Annotated in this window: 13 protein-coding genes; 10 read left to right on the forward strand and 3 right to left on the reverse strand. The window is 62.1% G+C overall.

The window, feature by feature from the left end; all coding sequences use genetic code 11:
• Nucleotides 1-3 precede the first annotated feature (3 nt).
• Genes MRBLMS1_RS11010 through MRBLMS1_RS11020 form a run of 3 tightly spaced genes read right to left on the reverse strand, consistent with a single transcriptional unit; the run spans nt 4 to nt 3582 of the window.
• Nucleotides 4-1734 carry a cobaltochelatase CobT-related protein gene (locus MRBLMS1_RS11010; RefSeq protein ID WP_485879432.1) on the reverse strand — a complete coding sequence of 577 codons (1731 nt, stop codon included), beginning with the start codon at nt 1732-1734 and terminating at the stop codon, nt 4-6.
• Nucleotides 1731-2705 (reverse strand): AAA family ATPase, encoded by a 975-nt coding sequence (locus tag MRBLMS1_RS11015; protein ID WP_485879433.1) that lies wholly within the window; start codon nt 2703-2705, stop codon nt 1731-1733. The genes MRBLMS1_RS11010 and MRBLMS1_RS11015 overlap by 4 nt, the downstream gene beginning before the upstream one ends.
• A gap of 40 nt (nt 2706-2745) precedes the next feature.
• The gene (locus MRBLMS1_RS11020) at nt 2746-3582 is read right to left on the reverse strand and encodes an IclR family transcriptional regulator (protein ID WP_374106902.1); all 837 of its coding nucleotides are present in this window, start codon (nt 3580-3582) and stop codon (nt 2746-2748) included.
• Between the two features lie 213 nt (nt 3583-3795).
• Between MRBLMS1_RS11020 and xsc the strand changes: the two genes are divergently transcribed.
• From xsc to MRBLMS1_RS11070, 10 genes are all read left to right on the forward strand, one after another.
• Nucleotides 3796-5604, forward strand: a complete 1809-nt coding sequence (gene xsc, locus MRBLMS1_RS11025; protein ID WP_485880070.1) for a sulfoacetaldehyde acetyltransferase — start codon at nt 3796-3798, stop codon at nt 5602-5604.
• 242 nt (nt 5605-5846) lie between these two features.
• On the forward strand, nt 5847-6263 hold the full coding sequence (locus MRBLMS1_RS11030) for a nuclear transport factor 2 family protein (RefSeq protein WP_072454822.1): 417 nt from the start codon (nt 5847-5849) through the stop codon (nt 6261-6263).
• 25 nt (nt 6264-6288) lie between these two features.
• Nucleotides 6289-7728: an NAD(P)/FAD-dependent oxidoreductase gene (locus tag MRBLMS1_RS11035; RefSeq protein WP_485879434.1), complete on the forward strand. Its 1440-nt coding sequence runs from the start codon at nt 6289-6291 to the stop codon at nt 7726-7728.
• A 114-nt stretch (nt 7729-7842) separates the two neighbouring features.
• Complete coding sequence (gene tauA / locus MRBLMS1_RS11040) at nt 7843-8892, forward strand: taurine ABC transporter substrate-binding protein (RefSeq protein ID WP_485879435.1); 1050 nt, start codon at nt 7843-7845, stop codon at nt 8890-8892.
• An 84-nt stretch (nt 8893-8976) separates the two neighbouring features.
• A complete protein-coding gene (locus MRBLMS1_RS11045) occupies nt 8977-9792 on the forward strand; it encodes a taurine ABC transporter ATP-binding protein (protein ID WP_035828937.1) in 816 nt (271 codons plus the stop codon).
• A gap of 79 nt (nt 9793-9871) precedes the next feature.
• A complete protein-coding gene (locus MRBLMS1_RS11050; RefSeq protein WP_051959683.1) occupies nt 9872-10666 on the forward strand; it encodes an ABC transporter permease subunit in 795 nt (264 codons plus the stop codon).
• A 300-nt stretch (nt 10667-10966) separates the two neighbouring features.
• Nucleotides 10967-12394 carry an amino acid permease gene (locus MRBLMS1_RS11055; protein ID WP_338681561.1) on the forward strand — a complete coding sequence of 476 codons (1428 nt, stop codon included), beginning with the start codon at nt 10967-10969 and terminating at the stop codon, nt 12392-12394.
• Entirely contained in the window at nt 12387-13613 is a 1227-nt protein-coding gene (sorA, locus tag MRBLMS1_RS11060) for a SorA family sulfite dehydrogenase catalytic subunit (RefSeq protein WP_485879436.1), read from the forward strand. The genes MRBLMS1_RS11055 and sorA overlap by 8 nt, the downstream gene beginning before the upstream one ends.
• A gap of 10 nt (nt 13614-13623) precedes the next feature.
• Nucleotides 13624-14238 carry a SorB family sulfite dehydrogenase c-type cytochrome subunit gene (gene sorB / locus MRBLMS1_RS11065; RefSeq protein ID WP_485879437.1) on the forward strand — a complete coding sequence of 205 codons (615 nt, stop codon included), beginning with the start codon at nt 13624-13626 and terminating at the stop codon, nt 14236-14238.
• Nucleotides 14239-14538: 300 nt separating this feature from the next.
• A complete protein-coding gene (locus MRBLMS1_RS11070; RefSeq protein WP_485879438.1) occupies nt 14539-15996 on the forward strand; it encodes a glycoside hydrolase family 19 protein in 1458 nt (485 codons plus the stop codon).
• Nucleotides 15997-16039: the final 43 nt, after the last annotated feature.

Below are 16039 nucleotides of genomic sequence, written 5' to 3' on the forward strand. Positions count from 1 at the left end.
GGCTTAGCGCTTGCGTCCACCGAGCAACTGCGCGATTTCGCTGAACAGCTCATTGTTCAGCGAGGCGGGCAGGGTGGTAGCCAGGCTGCGGCTGTAGTAGGCACCCAGGTCCAGGCCCAGTCCCAGCCCGCAAATTTCCACGGCGCCCTGCGCTTCGCGGCGCGCCACCACTTGTTTCAGATGTTGCGCCAGGTAAAACTCGTCGTTGGCGAGATTCGTTGCTGTATCCATCGGGCAACCATCGGACACGACGAGCAGGATGCGCCGCCGTTCCGGGCGTGCCAGCATGCGCGTGCACGCCCAGTCCACGGCTTCGCCATCGACGCCTTCGCGGTACAAGTCCGCCTTCAGCAGGGCCGCGATGTCGGGCCGCGCGCGGCGCCAGCTGGTATCGCCATCCTTGAAGACCATGTGCACGAGTTCATTCAAGCGGCCTGGATTCGCGGGCGAGCGGGCTCGTAGCCAGTCGCGCTTGACTCTTCCCCCGTTCCACGCGCCCGTCGTAAAACCCAGCAACTCCGTGGCAACGCCGGCCTGGTCCAGTGCGCGCAGCACAATGTCGAGTAGCACGGCCACGGATTCCGCATGCGTCTTCATGGAGCCGGAGCAGTCGACGAGGAAGGTGACGAGGCAGTCGGCTTGCGGCAGGAATTGTTCCTTGCGAAACAGCCTGCGCTCGGATGGTGAGCTGATCAGTTGCGCCAGCCGCCGGCCGTCGATATACCCCTCTTCTTCGCCAAACGACCAGCCGTCGCGCTCGGGCACGGCCAGCAATTGCGTGAACCGCCGCGCCAGGCGGGCCGTGTTGATGCCCAGGCTGGCGATGCGGGCATCCATGCGTTCGCGGTATTCGAGCAGCAGGGCGCGGCGCACGAGTTCGCCCGCTCTTTCCTCTCGGTCATACGCCGTGGAATAGGCGCGGTAGCCGCTATCGCCATCGCTGAAGGCGCGGCTCTCGCCCAGCGGGGCGGCATCGGGTAGATTGTCGTTATCGCTGTCGAAATCGAGCAGCAGTTTGAAGGCGGCCTGCGCCTTGGCGTCGCCTGCCTCGTCCTGGCCGCCATCGCGCGCGGCCTGCGCGTCTTTCAGCATGGCGTCGACGGCGTGGCTGATGGCCAGTGCATGGCGCGCAAAGGCGGCCTGGTCGGCGCGGTGGCGGCGCAATCCCGCCAGGTCGCCGCTCAATTGCGACGACACCGACCAGCGTGTCGCCTCGATAAAATCTTCCGTCTTTTCCAGCACGGGCCTGGCCGTCAGGCGCGACCAGCACATCTGGAATACCGTGTACAGCAGCAAGCCCGACGCACCCTCGGCCAGGCCGGAATCGTAGAACGCGTGCGACCATGCGGTAAAACGGTGGCGCAGGTTGCCGATCACGCCAGCTTGCTGCTCGGGCGCCAGCGTTTCCACCCTTAACTGTTCCAGCAGTTCGAAGACGAGGCGCGCCACGGGTTCGAGCGGGCAGAGTGACTTGTGCAGGGCCGCATCCGTATGCAGCAGGCGCAGGGCCACGCTGTCGGCCGCACCGCGCAAGGACGGCAAATCCTGCAGCGCTGCATCGGGCTGCAGATGGGCTGCGTGGATGGGCAGGGGACGGTGGCCGTCGTGCAGGCGCCGGCCCCGGTAGCGTATCGAGGGAGAACCGCTGAGGGCGCGGATGGCGCCTGCGCACAGTTCATCCGTTTCCTGCTGCTCGCGCGTGTAGGCGGCAGGCGCCGTCGTTTCCGTACTCATGCCTGGCTCGCCAGCAACTCCTCATTGAAGCAGCGCTGATAGTACTCGGCCACCATGGGCCGCTCGGCCTCGTCGCATTTGTTGAGGAAGGACAGGCGGAAGGCCAGCGCCGGGTCGCGGAAGATCTGGCAGTTCTCGGCCCAGGTGATCACCGTGCGTGGCGACATCAGACAAGCCAGGTCGCCCGCCGCATAGCCGTGGCGCGTGAGGCTGGCCACGGCCACCATGCTGCTGGCCAGTTGGCGCCCCGCCTCGTCGTTCATGGCGGGAACACGCGCCAGGACGATCTGCGTCTCTTCCGCCTGCGGCAGATAGTTCAAGGTGGCAACGATGTTCCAGCGGTCGATCTGCGCGTGATTGAGCACTTGCGTGCCGTGGTACATGCCGTTCAAGTTGCCCAGGCCCACCGTGTTCGAGGTGGCGAACAGGCGGAAGTGCGGATGGGGCGTGATGACCCGGTTCTGGTCGAGCAGGGTGAACTTGCCGTCGCGCTCGAGGATGCGCTGGATGACGAACATCACGTCGGGGCGGCCCGCGTCGTATTCATCGAAGATCAGGGCCACGGGCCGTTGCAAGGACCAGGGCACGATGCCTTCCTGGAATTCCGTCACTTGCTGCTGTTCGCGCAGCACGATGGCGTCCTTGCCGACCAGGTCCAGGCGGCTGATGTGGCCGTCCAGGTTGACCCGCACGCAAGGCCAGTTCAGGCGCGCCGCCACTTGCTCGATATGCGTGGACTTGCCCGTGCCGTGCAAGCCCTGCACCATCACGCGGCGGTTGTGGGTGAAGCCGGCGAGGATCGCCAGGGTCACATCCTTGTTGAAGCGGTAGGCGGGATCGATGTCGGGCACGTGCGGATCGCGCTCCGTGAAGACGGGCACGAGCAGGTCGCTGTCGATATCGAACAGGCTGCGCACGGACTGCAAGGTTTGCGCCGCTGCGGCGGGGGGATGTTGGCGTGAATCTGGCACCTTGTTCTCCTGTGAAACCGCAGCATGGGCGCTACGGCGGTTATGAATGACCGGTTTGCAACGCGTCGTCGTCCCCGCCCGTCGTCGGCATGGTTTCCGATTCGATGGCGGCCAGGGCTTGCGCGGCGCGCTGCAATGCTGGCAAGAAATGTAAAGCCTTGTCGTGCGTCAAACGGATGATGGGTGCCTGGATGGCCACGGCCAGATTCGAGCGGCCGTTCGGGTTCGGCACCAGCACGGCCACGCACAGCAGGCCGGGCAGGAATTCCTCGTCGTCCAGCGCATAGCCGTTGCGGCGCACCAGTTCCAGTTCGCGTTCGAGCTTGACGGGGTCCGTTTCCGTCTTGTCCGTAAAGCGCGTCAATTCCATGTGGCCCAGCAGGCGGCGCCGTTGCACGGGCGTCATTTGCGCCAGGAACAGCTTGCCGCTGGACGAGCAGTGGGCCGGCACCCGCGAACCGGGATGCAGATAGAAGCGCAGCGGGGCCGCCGTTTCCACGCGGTCCAGGTACACCACTTCGCTGCCGCTGAAGGCCGTCAGGTTGCAGCTTTCGCCCACTTCCTCGACCAACTGGCGCAAGACCATGCGGCGGGCGCCATGGAAAGTGTTGTTAATTAGCAGGTTCGACGCCAGGCGGCGCAGGCGCACGCCCGTGCTGTAGTGGCGGCCATCGCTTTCGCGCTGCAGCACGCCCACGCTTTCCAGCTGCTGCAGCATGCGGTGCAGGGTGGGCTTCGGTAGCCCCGTTTCTTCCACCAGCGCCTGCAGCGACAGCAACTGGTCTTTTTCGGCAATCACTTCCAGCAAGGCAAACAAACGCATCGTGGGCGTGTCGCCTTCCAGTTTTTCCGGCTCAAGTTTTGGGGATGAAATCATGTCCATGGTGGCCTCGGTTGTCTGTCTGAGTGTTATTTCATTTTCGAACTCAAATTGTACCGTTTCCTCGAAATTCTGTTTGACTTTTGATTGCCGAACGCTTAAATTGAATTGTATATCAAATTTCGGAACAAAATATACCGATTTTTGATAAATAAGTTGCTCACTACACTGCAGTTCATTACAACAGACCAGGAGACACCCATGAATGACATGACCGACCAAAAAGCCGCCGCCGCAGCGGCCATCCCCACCGGCCCGCAAAAGATGACGCCTTCCGAAGCGTTCGTGGAAACCCTGGCCGCCAATGGCGTGACCGACATGTTCGGCATCATGGGCTCGGCCTTCATGGACCCGATGGACATTTTTGCGCCGGCCGGTATCCGGCTGATTCCCGTCGTGCACGAGCAGGGCGCCGGCCACATGGCCGACGGTTACGCCCGCGTCTCGGGCCGCCATGGCGTTGTCATCGGCCAGAATGGCCCTGGCATCAGCAATTGCGTGACGGCGATTGCCGCCGCCTACTGGGCGCACACGCCTGTCGTGATCATCACGCCGGAAACGGGCACCATGAGCATGGGCCTGGGCGGCTTCCAGGAAGCGAACCAGTTGCCGATGTTCGAGGAATTCACGAAATACCAGGGCCACGTGACGAATCCGGCCCGCATGGCGGAATTCACGGGCCGCTGCTTTGACCGCGCCATGTCCGAAATGGGCCCGACGCAACTGAACATCCCGCGCGACTATTTTTATGGCGAAATCAAGGCCGAGATTCCGAAACCGAACCGCCTGGACCGTGGTGCCGGCGGCGAACAAAGCCTTAACGATGCGGCCGAGCTGCTGGCGAAAGCCAAGTTCCCCGTCATCATCTCGGGCGGTGGCGTCGTCATGGGCGAAGCGATCGAGGAGTGCAAGGCCCTGGCCGAGCGCCTCGGTGCGCCCGTCGTCAACAGCTACCTGCACAACGACTCCTTCCCCGCCAGCCATCCGCTGTGGTGCGGCCCGCTCGGCTACCAGGGTTCCAAGGCAGCGATGAAACTGATCGCCAAGGCCGACGTCGTCGTCGCTTTAGGCTCGCGCCTGGGCCCGTTCGGCACCTTGCCGCAGCACGGCATGGATTACTGGCCGAAAAACGCCAAGATCATCCAGATCGATGCGGATAACAAGATGCTGGGCCTGGTCAAGAAAATCTCCGTCGGCATCTGCGGCGACGCCAAGGCAGCCGCCAAAGCTATCATTGCCCGCCTGGACGGCAAGACGCTCGACTGCGACGCGACGCGCGACGAGCGCTATGCCACCGTGCAAGCCGAGAAGGCCGCGTGGGAAGAGGAGCTGACGAACTGGACGCATGAAAAAGATGCGTACAGCCTGGACATGATCGAAGAGCAAAAGAAAGAGCCGGGCAATTACCTGCACCCGCGCCAGGTCTTGCGCGAGCTGGAAAAAGCCATGCCGGAAGACGTGATGGTGTCGACCGACATCGGCAACATCAACTCGGTGGCGAACAGCTATCTGCGCTTTGAAAAGCCGCGCAGCTTCTTTGCGGCGATGAGCTTTGGCAACTGCGGTTACGCATTCCCGACCATCATCGGCGCGAAAGTGGCCGCGCCGCACCGTCCGGCCGTGTCGTATGCGGGCGACGGCGCCTGGGGCATGAGCTTGATGGAAACGATGACCTGCGTGCGCCACAACATTCCCGTGACGGCCGTGGTCTTCCACAACCGCCAGTGGGGCGCGGAAAAGAAAAACCAGGTGGATTTCTACAACCGCCGCTTCGTTGCCGGTGAACTCGACAACCAGAGCTTTGCCGAGATCGCGCGCGCCATGGGTGCCGAAGGCATCACGGTCGACAAGCTGGAAGACGTGGGCCCGGCCTTGAAGAAAGCCATCGACATGCAGATGAATGAAGGCAAGACCACCATCATTGAAATCATGTGCACGCGCGAGCTGGGCGACCCGTTCCGCCGCGATGCGCTGAGTAAACCAGTGCGGCATCTGGACAAGTATAAAGATTACGTTTGATTGCTTGAGCCAGCGACAAAAAGCTGGGGTCAGACCCGGCGGGTCTGACCCCGGAATTTGCGACTTTGGTGTTGTGACGAAATTCTCACACATTGTCACGGAAGTATCATAATTTCACTAAAGAATACAAGGCGTCCCGTTTTTTGGATTATTTGATTTGACAAGCCCATGCTTAAGGCTTAAATTCAATAAAAGACAAAAAACGGAACGTAGCGTATCAAAAACGATTTACGGAGACCACCATGAACCACCCTGTACCGCACACCGACGCCGTCACCACTGACTTCCTGCAAGCGTTCGGCGATGCCTGGAACCGCCACGATATCGAGGCCCTGATGGCCGCCATGGCCGACGATTGTGAATTCCATGCCGTGGCCGGCCCTGACTTGCTGGGCAAGAGTTTTATTGGCCGCGACGCCGTGCGCGCCGGCTTCGAATTGGCCTGGCAAACCTTCCCCGACGCCGCCTGGCTGAATCCAGAACACTTCGTCAGCGGCGAGCGCGGCGTGACGGAATCGACGTTTGCCGGCACCAAGGCGGACGGCACGCGCATCGAAGCGCGCATGGTCGACATCTTCACTTTCCGCGACGGCAAGATCGCCGTGAAGAATGCCTTCCGCAAGGATCGCCCACCGGTTGCTACCGGCAACAAAGCCTGAGCCAGTACGTTCACCAGGAATGATCATGAACAAACCTGTCGACACCCCATCTGACGTATTGGGCAACAGCACCGCCGCCCGCACGTCCTACGATCCCGCCTACGATCCGCTGGTAGCCCAGCGCCCCGGCCACGGCAATGCCTACGCGCCCACCTACTGGATCGGCACGGCCGGCGAGCCGCCCGCCGACGACGGCCCCATCACGCATGATATCGACGTCGACGTGGCCATCATCGGCTCGGGTTTTACCGGCCTCTCCTGCGCCATCTTCCTGGCCCAGGAACACGGCATCAAGGCGACCGTGCTGGAAGCGAACCGGGTCAGCTGGGGCTGCAGCACGCGCAACGGCGGCCAGGCGCAATGCACGACGGGCCGCCTGAAACGCTCGCAGTGGATAGACCGCTATGGGCCGGACACGGCCCTGAAACTGCACGCGGAAGTGTGCGACGCGATGCAAACGTTCAAGAAGATCACGGCCGACATCGATTGCGAGCCGCAGCCGGGCGGCCATCTGTACATCGCCCACAAGGCGAAAGCCATGCCCGCGCTGGAAAAAGAAGCCAAGATCATGCGCGAGATATTCAAGTACGACGCGCGCATCCTCGACGCCGACACCGTCAAGCGTGAGTATGTGGACGACAAGGAAGCGGCCGGCGCGCTGCACGAGCCGGAAGGCATCGGCATCCACGCGGGCAAGCTGGCGTTCGGCTACCTGCGCAAGGCCCGTGCGCTGGGCGCCAAGGTGCACCCGTCCAGCCCCGTGATGGGCTGGGAAACGCGCAACGGCGTGCATTATCTGCAAACGCCGGGCGGTGTGGTGCGTGCGCGTTCCGTGGCCGTGGCCACGGGCGGCTACACCTCGCCCCATCTGCATCCGCAAGTGAAGAACCGCCTGCTGCCGATTCTGTCGAACTCGCTCGTCACGCGTCCGTTGACCCCGGCGGAAATCGAGGCGTGCAACTTCCGCACCCACCAGGTGATCACCGATACGCGCATTCTGCGTCACTACTACCGCCTGATGCCGGACAACCGTGTGCAGATCGGCAGCCGCAGCGCCATCACGGGCGCCGACGCGCCGGACGACAAATACAAACAGTTTTTGATCAACGATCTGCACCGCAAGTTCCCCGCGCTGACGGGTATCGCCATCGATTATTCGTGGTGGGGCTGGGTCGACGTCAGCCACGACATGATGCCGCGCATCGTGCAACCGGACCCGAAGCAATCGATCTTCTATTCGCTCGGTTACGGCGGCAACGGCGTCATGTACTCGGCGCAGGCGGGCCGGCGCATGGCCGAGCGCATCGCGGGCAAGGCCAGCGACACGGGCTTGCCGATCTTCAATTCGAAACTGCCGTACCCGAACATGATGGAACTGGTCGAGTCGCAAGCGTTCGCCCCGTTCCGCCGCCTTGGCCAGCGCTTCCTGTACCGCTGGTATCACTTGAAAGATGAAGTTTTCTAAAAGCAGCACTGCAGTTCAAGTCGTCGCATGAGCTGGCATAGACCGGCCAGCGGCGCCATCCGCAAGGATGTTATTGCCCGAACGTTCACACATAACAATAACTTGGAGTGAGACATGAACACTAATACGAGCAAAACAGGTTTTTCATCGATGCGCCGCGCCGTCCTCGGCACCCTGGTGCTGGCCGCCGCCCTGGCTTCCAGCGGTACCGCCTTTGCGCAAAGCAAGGAAGTGACGATTGCCTACCAGGAAATCAACGGTCCCTTCCTCGTGGCCATCGCCAGCGGCGAAGTGGAAAAAACCACGGGCTATAAAATCAACTGGCGCAAGTTCGACTCGGGCGCCAAGGTAGCCACCGGCATGGCGTCCGGCGACGTGCAGATCGGCGTCATCGGTTCCAGTCCCCTGACGGCGGCCGTCAGCCGCGGCGTCGACCTGCAGCTGTTCTGGATCATCGACGACATCAATGAAGCGGAAGCGATGGTGGCCCGCAATGGCGCCGGCATCGCCAAGCCCACGGACTTGCGCGGCAAGAAGATCGCCGTGCCATTCGTGTCCACCACGCACTTCCACACCATGTTCGCGCTGGAAACGTGGGGCATCAAGCCGACGGAAGTGAAACTGCTCAACATGCAGCCGAACCAGATCGCCGCTGCCTGGGAACGGGGCGACATCGATGCGGCCTTCGTGTGGGACCCGGCCTTGAGCAAGCTCAAGCAAAACGGCAAGGTGCTCGTCACGTCCGGCGAGCTGAGCAAGAAGGGCAAGGCCACGTTTGACGGCATGGCCGTCGAGCGCGCCTGGGGCGAAGCGAACGCCGACTTCATGGCCAAGTTCGTCAAGGTGATGGCCGCTGCCGACGCCGACTACCGCGCCAATCCGAAGGCGTGGACCATCGATTCCCCGCAAGTGAAAGCCAACGTCAAGCATTCGGGCGCGGCCGCCAAGGACGTGGCCGCTTCCGTGGCCCTGTACGCCTACCCATCGCTGCAGGAGCAGGCGTCGCCAGCCTGGCTCGGTGGCGGCGCCAAGGGAGGCGTGGCGCAAGCTTTGCTGGCCACGGCGCAATTTTTGAAGGGCGAAGGCAAGATCGACACCCTGGCAACAGATTACGCCAAGTATGTGACACCCAGGTATGCACAGGCCGCCGGCCTGCTGAAGTAAACGTTGTGCGATGGCGCGCCTGCGGGCGCGCTGACTGAACAGAATGCGTTGAACTGAAGTGACTACACCTATGCGGGGCACATGATGGAAAATCTCTACGTCAAGGATGTCAGCGTGATTTATCCGGGCAAGACGGCCGGTGAACGCGTACATGCCTTAAATAATATCAATCTCACCATCAATAGCGGCGACTTCGTCGTCGCGCTGGGCGCCTCGGGCTGCGGCAAGACCACCTTGCTGAGCCTGATGGCGGGCTTTATCGCCCCATCCAAGGGCGAGATCATGTTGGGCAGCAACAAGGTGGAAGGGCCGGGCGCCGACCGTGGCGTCGTATTCCAGAAACATGCCTTGCTGCCGTGGCTGAACGTGATGGAAAACGTGGAATTCGGCCTCAAGCTGCAAGGCGTGGCCAAGGCCGTGCGGCGCGAACAGGCGGCCAAGAACCTGGCGCTGGTCGGCTTGAAGGACTTTCACGACAATATGATTTATCAATTGTCGGGCGGCATGCAGCAAAGGGTGGGCATCGCCCGCGCCCTGACCAGCAATCCCGCCATGCTGCTGATGGATGAACCGATGGCCGCGCTCGACGCGCTGACGCGTGAAACCATCCAGGAATTGCTGCTCGATATCTGGGCCAAGTCCAGCACCATGTTCTTCTTCATTACCCACAGCGTCGACGAGGCGCTGTTCCTGGCGAACCGGCTGATCGTCATGTCGCCCCGTCCGGGCCGCATCACGCACACGTATGAACTCGATTTCAACAAGCGCTTCCTCGAATGCCGCGATGCGCGCGCCGTGAAATCGAGCCCGGACTTCATCAAGATGCGCGAAACGGTGCTCAACATCATTTATGGCGACGAGCGCGCTGTCAATAAAGAGCTGGAGGTGTCCCATGCATAGCCCATCCGCCGTGGGATTTCCTCCCGCTGCCGCCAAGCGCGCCGGCTTCTTTGGCCGCCTGTTCGCTCCCCGCTGCGCCATGCCCGGCGAAGCGTTCGGCGCGCCGGGGCAGGGCAATTCCAGCCGCATCGCTACCGTCACCGTCATCGCTGTATTGCTGTTGTGGTTCGGCGTGACGGCCAGCGGCATGGTCAAGCCGCTGTTCCTGCCGTCGCCGCAAGCCGTCTATGAAAAGTTCATCATGGCGGCGACCACCGGTTTCGGCGGCGCCACCCTGTGGGAACACACCGTCGCCAGTCTGGTGCGTGTGTTCGGCGCCTTTGGCCTGGCGTGCCTGTTCGCCATTCCCATCGGCGTGATGATGGGCGTCAACCGCGTGGCACGCGGCATCTTCGATCCCTTGATCGAGTTCTACCGCCCGCTGCCGCCGCTCGCTTATTTGCCACTGGTCATCATCTGGTTCGGCATCGGCGAGTTTTCGAAGGTCTACCTGATCTTCCTGGCCATCTTCGCACCGATGGCCATCGCGGCCCGCGCCGGCGTCAGCTCCGTGTCGCTGGAGCAAATCCACGCGGCGTACTCGATGGGCGCTACCCGTTTCCAGGTCATCGTGCACGTGATCCTGCGTGCCGCGATTCCGGAAATCCTCACCGGCATGCGTATCGGCATCGGCGTGGGCTGGACCACCCTGGTGGCCGGCGAAATGGTGGCGGCCACGCGCGGCCTCGGCTACATGGTGCTCAGCGCTTCCGAGTTCCTGGCCAGCGACGTGGTGATCATGGGCATTATCGTGATCGGCTTCTTCGCTTTCCTGTTTGATTTGATGATGCGTTACCTCGAACGTACCCTCGTGCCATGGAAGGGCAAGGTGTAATACGTTCCCGGGAGTGGCGCTTACGCCACAAGTGTTGCCGCCGCTCCCATTTTTTAAGCAGCAATAGATCAGCAATACCCAGCAATACCCCGTACTTACTCTCCAGCGCGCTTGCCCCTTGGCGACCGCGCCGGGCCGCTGCATTTCCAGATTGACTTATGGCATGCAGCCAACCAGACTGATTTGATGATGTATCGATGCTGCTTGACGGTGTTGCCTAAATAAAACAAAGCCGCGCGGCAGAAACATGCCGCAGCAGGCCAGGGCGCACCGAGCTTCAGATATTACTAGGAGACACACATGATTAGCGACAACCACAACAATACCGGCTTGCAGCACTCGCTGAAGCAACGCCACATGAGCATGATCGCCATTGGCGGCGTGATCGGCGCCGGCCTCTTTGTCGGCAGCGGCGTCATCGCCAAGGCCGCCGGCCCGGCCGCCATCCTATCCTTCCTGCTCACGGGCGGCCTCGTCGTCCTGATCATGCGCATGCTGGGAGAACTGGCTTCGTCCCTGCCCGTGGTCGGCTCCTTTTACGAATATGCGCGCCTGGCCTTCGACGACAAGCCGAAGGTCTCGAAATTCCTCGGCTTCATGAGCGGCTGGATGTACTGGTATTTCTGGGTCGTTGTCGTCGCCCTGGAAGCCATCGCCGGCGCCAAGCTCGTCAACTTCTGGCTGCCCGACGTGCCGTCGTGGTCGATCAGCCTGGTGCTGCTCGTCTCGATGACTATCCTTAACCTGTTTTCGGTCAAGGCGTTTGGCGAATTCGAATTCTGGTTCGCCTCGATCAAGGTGGTCGCCATCATCGTCTTCCTGTTCGTCGGTGCCCTGTTCATCACGGGCAGCTTGCCCAACAGCATCCCGACCCTGGGCTTTTTGACCAGCAACGGCGGCTTCATGCCCCACGGCTGGGGACCGGTGCTCAGCGGCGCCGTCGCCGCCACGGCCTTTTATTCGGGCGCCGAGATCGTCACCATCGCCGCCGCCGAAACGTCGGACCCGGCCAAGGCCATCGCCCGCGCCACCAATTCCGTCATCACGCGCGTGCTGATGTTCTATGTCGGTTCCATGTTTGTCGTCGTCTGCATCGTGCCCTGGGATTCGCCGGCCATCGCCACGCCCTTCGTCAGCGCCCTGACCGTCATGAACATCCCGTACGCGGCCCACATCATGAACGCCATCATTTTGACGGCCGTGCTGTCGGCCCTCAATTCCAGCCTGTACGCCTCGTCGCGCATGATCTTCGCGCTGACGCGCCGCGGCGATGCACCGACGGGCCTGGTCAAGCTGAGCAAGAACGGCGTACCGATCCGCGCCATCCTGTTCAGCACCTTGTTCGCCTATTTCGCCATTGCCGTATCGTATGTGTCGGCCGACCTCGTGTTCCCCTTCATCGTCAATTCCTACGGCATCCTGATCCTGTTCGTCTACCTGCTCATTGCGATATCTCAATTGCGTTTGCGCCGCCGCCTGGAACGCGAATGCCCGGAACGCATCAAGGTGCGCATGTGGCTGTTCCCCTACCTGACGTATTTCACCATCTTCGCCATGCTGGTGATCCTCGGCGCCATGAGCGTGTCGTCCGATACGGAACAGCGCGTGTCGTTCTGGTTTGGCCTGTTGAGCGTGGTCATCATGAGCGTCATGTACTACATCAAGAAGCTCGTCAACGACGACCGCAACGGCGACAACGAAGCCAAGGTGGAGCTCAAACATGTCTGACACGACCTTGTTGCCCGCAGGCCGGCGCCGCTTCCTGCGCACGACGGCCGCCCTGGGCGTCGCCGCCGTGGCGGGGCCATCCTTGGCGGAGTCCGCCTCAGTGACTTTGCCGTTTGAAAATGGCGAGCGCGAACTGGTGGCTTTCCCGCAAAAGCGTCCGCTGATCCTGCTGACCAGCCGTCCGCCCCAGCTGGAAACGCCGTTCAGCGTCTTCAGCGAGGGTGCGATCACGCCCAATGACGCGTTCTTCGTGCGCTACCACTGGAGCGGCTTGCCCGCCAGCATAGACGGCGGCAGCTACCGCTTACGCATAGCCGGCCTTGTCAAAACGCCGCTCGAGCTGTCGCTGGCCGAACTGAAGCAGCTGGCCGAGCCCGTCGATGTGGTGGCCGTGACCCAATGTTCGGGCAACAGCCGCGGTTTCTTTTCCCCGCGCGCCAATGGCGGGCAGCTGGGCAATGGCGCCATGGGCAATGCTCGCTGGACGGGTATCCCACTGAAAACCGTGCTGGAAAAGGCCGGTATCGCGGCCAGTGCCGTGCAGGTCGCCTTCAATGGCCTGGAAACGCCGCCCGTGGGCGACGGTCCCGACTTTCAAAAAGCCTTGTCCGTCGAGCACATCATGGCTGGCGACGTCATGCTGGCCTGGGCCATGAATGGCGAGGACATTCCTTTCCTCAACGGCTATCCGTTGCGCCTGATCGTGCCGGGCTTCTATGGCACCTACTGGGTCAAGCACCTGAGCGAGATCACGGTGCTCGACAAACCGTTCGACGGCTTCTGGATGAGCACGGGCTACCGCATCCCCGACAACGGCTCCGGCTTCATCGAACCGGGCACGCCCGTGGGCAAGACGACGCCGATCAGCCGCCTCAACGTGCGCTCCTTCATCACCAGCGTGCACGATGGCGCGCAAGTGAAAGCGGGGCGCGACCTGGCTCTGCGCGGCATCGCTTTTGACGGCGGCCAGGGCATCAGCGAGGTGACCGTGTCGGTGGACGGCGGCCAGACGTGGCAGGAGGCGAAGCTGGGCAAGGACCTGGGACGCTTTTCGTTCCGCGAATGGACGATGGTCATGAAGGCGCCGCGCAAGGGCAAGCACCTGCTGATGGTGCGCGCCGTCAACCGCATCGGCCAGAGCCAGCCCATGAAAGCCCTGTGGAATCCCATGGGTTATATGCGCAATGTGGTGGAAACCACGCGCATCCAGGCAGTCTGAGGAGAACCATATGAAGATATTGTTTGCCGCGCTGGCACTGTCGGCGGCGGGCGGCGCGTGCGCGCTGGAAATCCATTTACCGCCGGAAACGGCGACCTATAAAGCCAGCGAATTGCCCGGCTACCAGCTGGTGCAGCGCAATTGCATGACGTGCCACGCGGCCCAGTATGCATCGAGCCAGCCGCCCGCTTCGCCGCGCGCCTACTGGGAAGCGACCGTCAAGAAGATGAAAAAGCCGTTTGGCGCCCAGTTTGACGACGCGGACGTGCCGGCCATGGTCGATTACCTGGTGAAAACCTATGGCGTGGAGCGGGGCGCCGCAGCAGCGGGCGCGGCCGCCGCCAAACCCGTGGCAGCCGCTGTCCCGGCCGCCAGCGGCAAGGATGTCAAAACCTTGCTGGCGGCGAACGGCTGCATGGCTTGCCATGCGCTTGACCAGAAAGTGGTCGGCCCCGGCTTTGCGGAAGTGGCGGCCAGGTACAAGGGCAAGGACGGAGTCGCCGCCGTGGCGGCCAACATCCGCAGTGGCGGCACTGGTAAATGGGGGCCCGTGCCCATGCCGCCATTCAGCCAGCTCAGTGCAGCCGACGCGGCGGCCCTGGCGAAGTACGTGCTGAACCGATAAGTTCGTCCCGGACGCGCGGCAACCCTTAATACCACTTGCCGCCACCCATACTGCGCGGTATTGCCCGCTGCCATGACGCAGCGGGCTTTTTTTTACCTGTCCCATTCGCCGCCGCATTGCTTGCCAATGCAGCGCTCACATGCACTGGTACTGTAAAAAACACCGTTATATAAAACCACTTGACTACCAATTTAGGGCGTCGCATTCTCTGTGCAGAAAGCCGATGCTTCGCTGTGCTTTCTTTACGTACAACATAAAAAAGCTACTTCGATAGTTTTCGTATAACGTTCAGGAGACATTGTGAAGACACGGCAAATTAGCCGGCTGGCCTCGCCTTTGATGGCTGGCCTGCTGGGCAGCGCGCTGCTCGCTTGCGGCGGCAATTCCACCACCGAACCCCCATCGACCCTGCTGGCTGCCACGGCCGCCAGCGACAGCTGCGCGGCCTGGAGCGCCAGCGCCGTCTACACGGCGGGCCAGTGCGCCGTCTACGACGGCAAGGTGTACCGGGCCAAATGGTGGGTGCAGGGCACGGCGCCCAACAACGACCAGTGGGGACCATGGAGCCTCGATACGACCACTCCAACCCCGACACCCACGCCCACGCCGACACCCACGCCGACCCCGACCCCAACACCGACCCCAACACCCACGCCGGCGCCAGGCGTGCCCACCAAGGCCCAGGCCGAGGCGAACGAAGCGGCGCTGACGAACAACGATTTCTTCCGCAAGGTCAAGGCGTCGATCCGCACCCTGGGCAATACGGCCGTCGAGGCCGTGCAGCCGGGACTGGCCAGCAACCCGCTCAACGTCAAGCGGGTCGAGCGCCTGCTGCCGGCGGCGAAGTGGGATTACTATTTTGCCGCGCGCGATGCCAGCTATACATATCAGCGCTTCCTGCAAGCCGTGGCCAAGTTTCCCGCCGTGTGCGACGACTACAGCGACGGGCGCAATGCTGACGCCATCTGCCGCCACAGCCTGAGCACCATGTTCGCCCACTTCGTGCAGGAAACGGGCGACCATAACGCCAGCAGCCCGCTGCCGCAATGGCGCCAGGGCTTGAAGTATTTACGGGAGCTGGGCTGCGACGAGACGGGCGCCGGCTGCGGCTACAACGTCGAGTGCGCCGACCCCGTCTTCAACAAGGTGTGGACCTGCGGCAAGAACGCTGATGGCAGCTTCAAGAAATATTTCGGCCGCGGCGCCAAGCAGCTGTCCTATAACTACAACTACGGCCCCTTCTCGCAAGCCATGCATGACGGCGACCAGTCCGTGCTGCTGAAGAATCCGGACCTGGTGGCCTCGACGTGGCTGAACCTGGCGTCGGCCACGTTCTTCTTTGTCTATCCGCAACCGCCGAAACCGTCGATGCTGCACGTGCTTGACGGCACGTGGGTGCCGAACGCGGCCGATACGACGGCTGGCGCCGGCAATAATTTCGCCACCACCATCATGATCATCAACGCCGAATGCGGGCAGGGCACGGAAAAACAGGCCGCGCAAAACCGCATCGATTACTACAAGCAGTTTGCCGCCGACATGGGCTGGGATTATTCCGGCGAACAATTGTCTTGCGCCAACATGCAGCGCTTCACCCCGGCCAGTTCCGCTTCCTACAACATCTATTGGGAAAAGAACTGGAGCGCTGGTGGCGAGAACCAATGCCAGCTGGTCAGCTATCAAACCCCGTACAGCGCATTGCTGGCCGGGAACTACGTGAAATGCGTGGAAGCCAACTGGAATGTGAAGTTGCAGTAGCAGTAAAGGAAGGACCAGCCAGCCAGGGATAACAGTTGACAAG

This window comes from Massilia sp. LMS1-1-1.1, assembly GCF_040815535.1.
GTDB lineage: Bacteria > Pseudomonadota > Gammaproteobacteria > Burkholderiales > Burkholderiaceae_D > Janthinobacterium > Janthinobacterium aestuarii.

Coding starts and splice junctions, on each gene's coding strand:
- MRBLMS1_RS11010 (WP_485879432.1), bottom strand. CDS start 1,734: ATGAGTACGGAAACGACGGCGCCTGCCGCCTACACGCGCGAGCAGCAG.
- MRBLMS1_RS11020 (WP_374106902.1), bottom strand. CDS start 3,582: ATGATTTCATCCCCAAAACTTGAGCCGGAAAAACTGGAAGGCGACACG.
- xsc (WP_485880070.1), top strand. CDS start 3,796: ATGACCGACCAAAAAGCCGCCGCCGCAGCGGCCATCCCCACCGGCCCG.
- MRBLMS1_RS11030 (WP_072454822.1), top strand. CDS start 5,847: ATGAACCACCCTGTACCGCACACCGACGCCGTCACCACTGACTTCCTG.
- MRBLMS1_RS11035 (WP_485879434.1), top strand. CDS start 6,289: ATGAACAAACCTGTCGACACCCCATCTGACGTATTGGGCAACAGCACC.
- tauA (WP_485879435.1), top strand. CDS start 7,843: ATGAACACTAATACGAGCAAAACAGGTTTTTCATCGATGCGCCGCGCC.
- MRBLMS1_RS11045 (WP_035828937.1), top strand. CDS start 8,977: ATGGAAAATCTCTACGTCAAGGATGTCAGCGTGATTTATCCGGGCAAG.
- MRBLMS1_RS11050 (WP_051959683.1), top strand. CDS start 9,872: ATGCCCGGCGAAGCGTTCGGCGCGCCGGGGCAGGGCAATTCCAGCCGC.
- MRBLMS1_RS11055 (WP_338681561.1), top strand. CDS start 10,967: ATGATTAGCGACAACCACAACAATACCGGCTTGCAGCACTCGCTGAAG.
- sorA (WP_485879436.1), top strand. CDS start 12,387: ATGTCTGACACGACCTTGTTGCCCGCAGGCCGGCGCCGCTTCCTGCGC.
- sorB (WP_485879437.1), top strand. CDS start 13,624: ATGAAGATATTGTTTGCCGCGCTGGCACTGTCGGCGGCGGGCGGCGCG.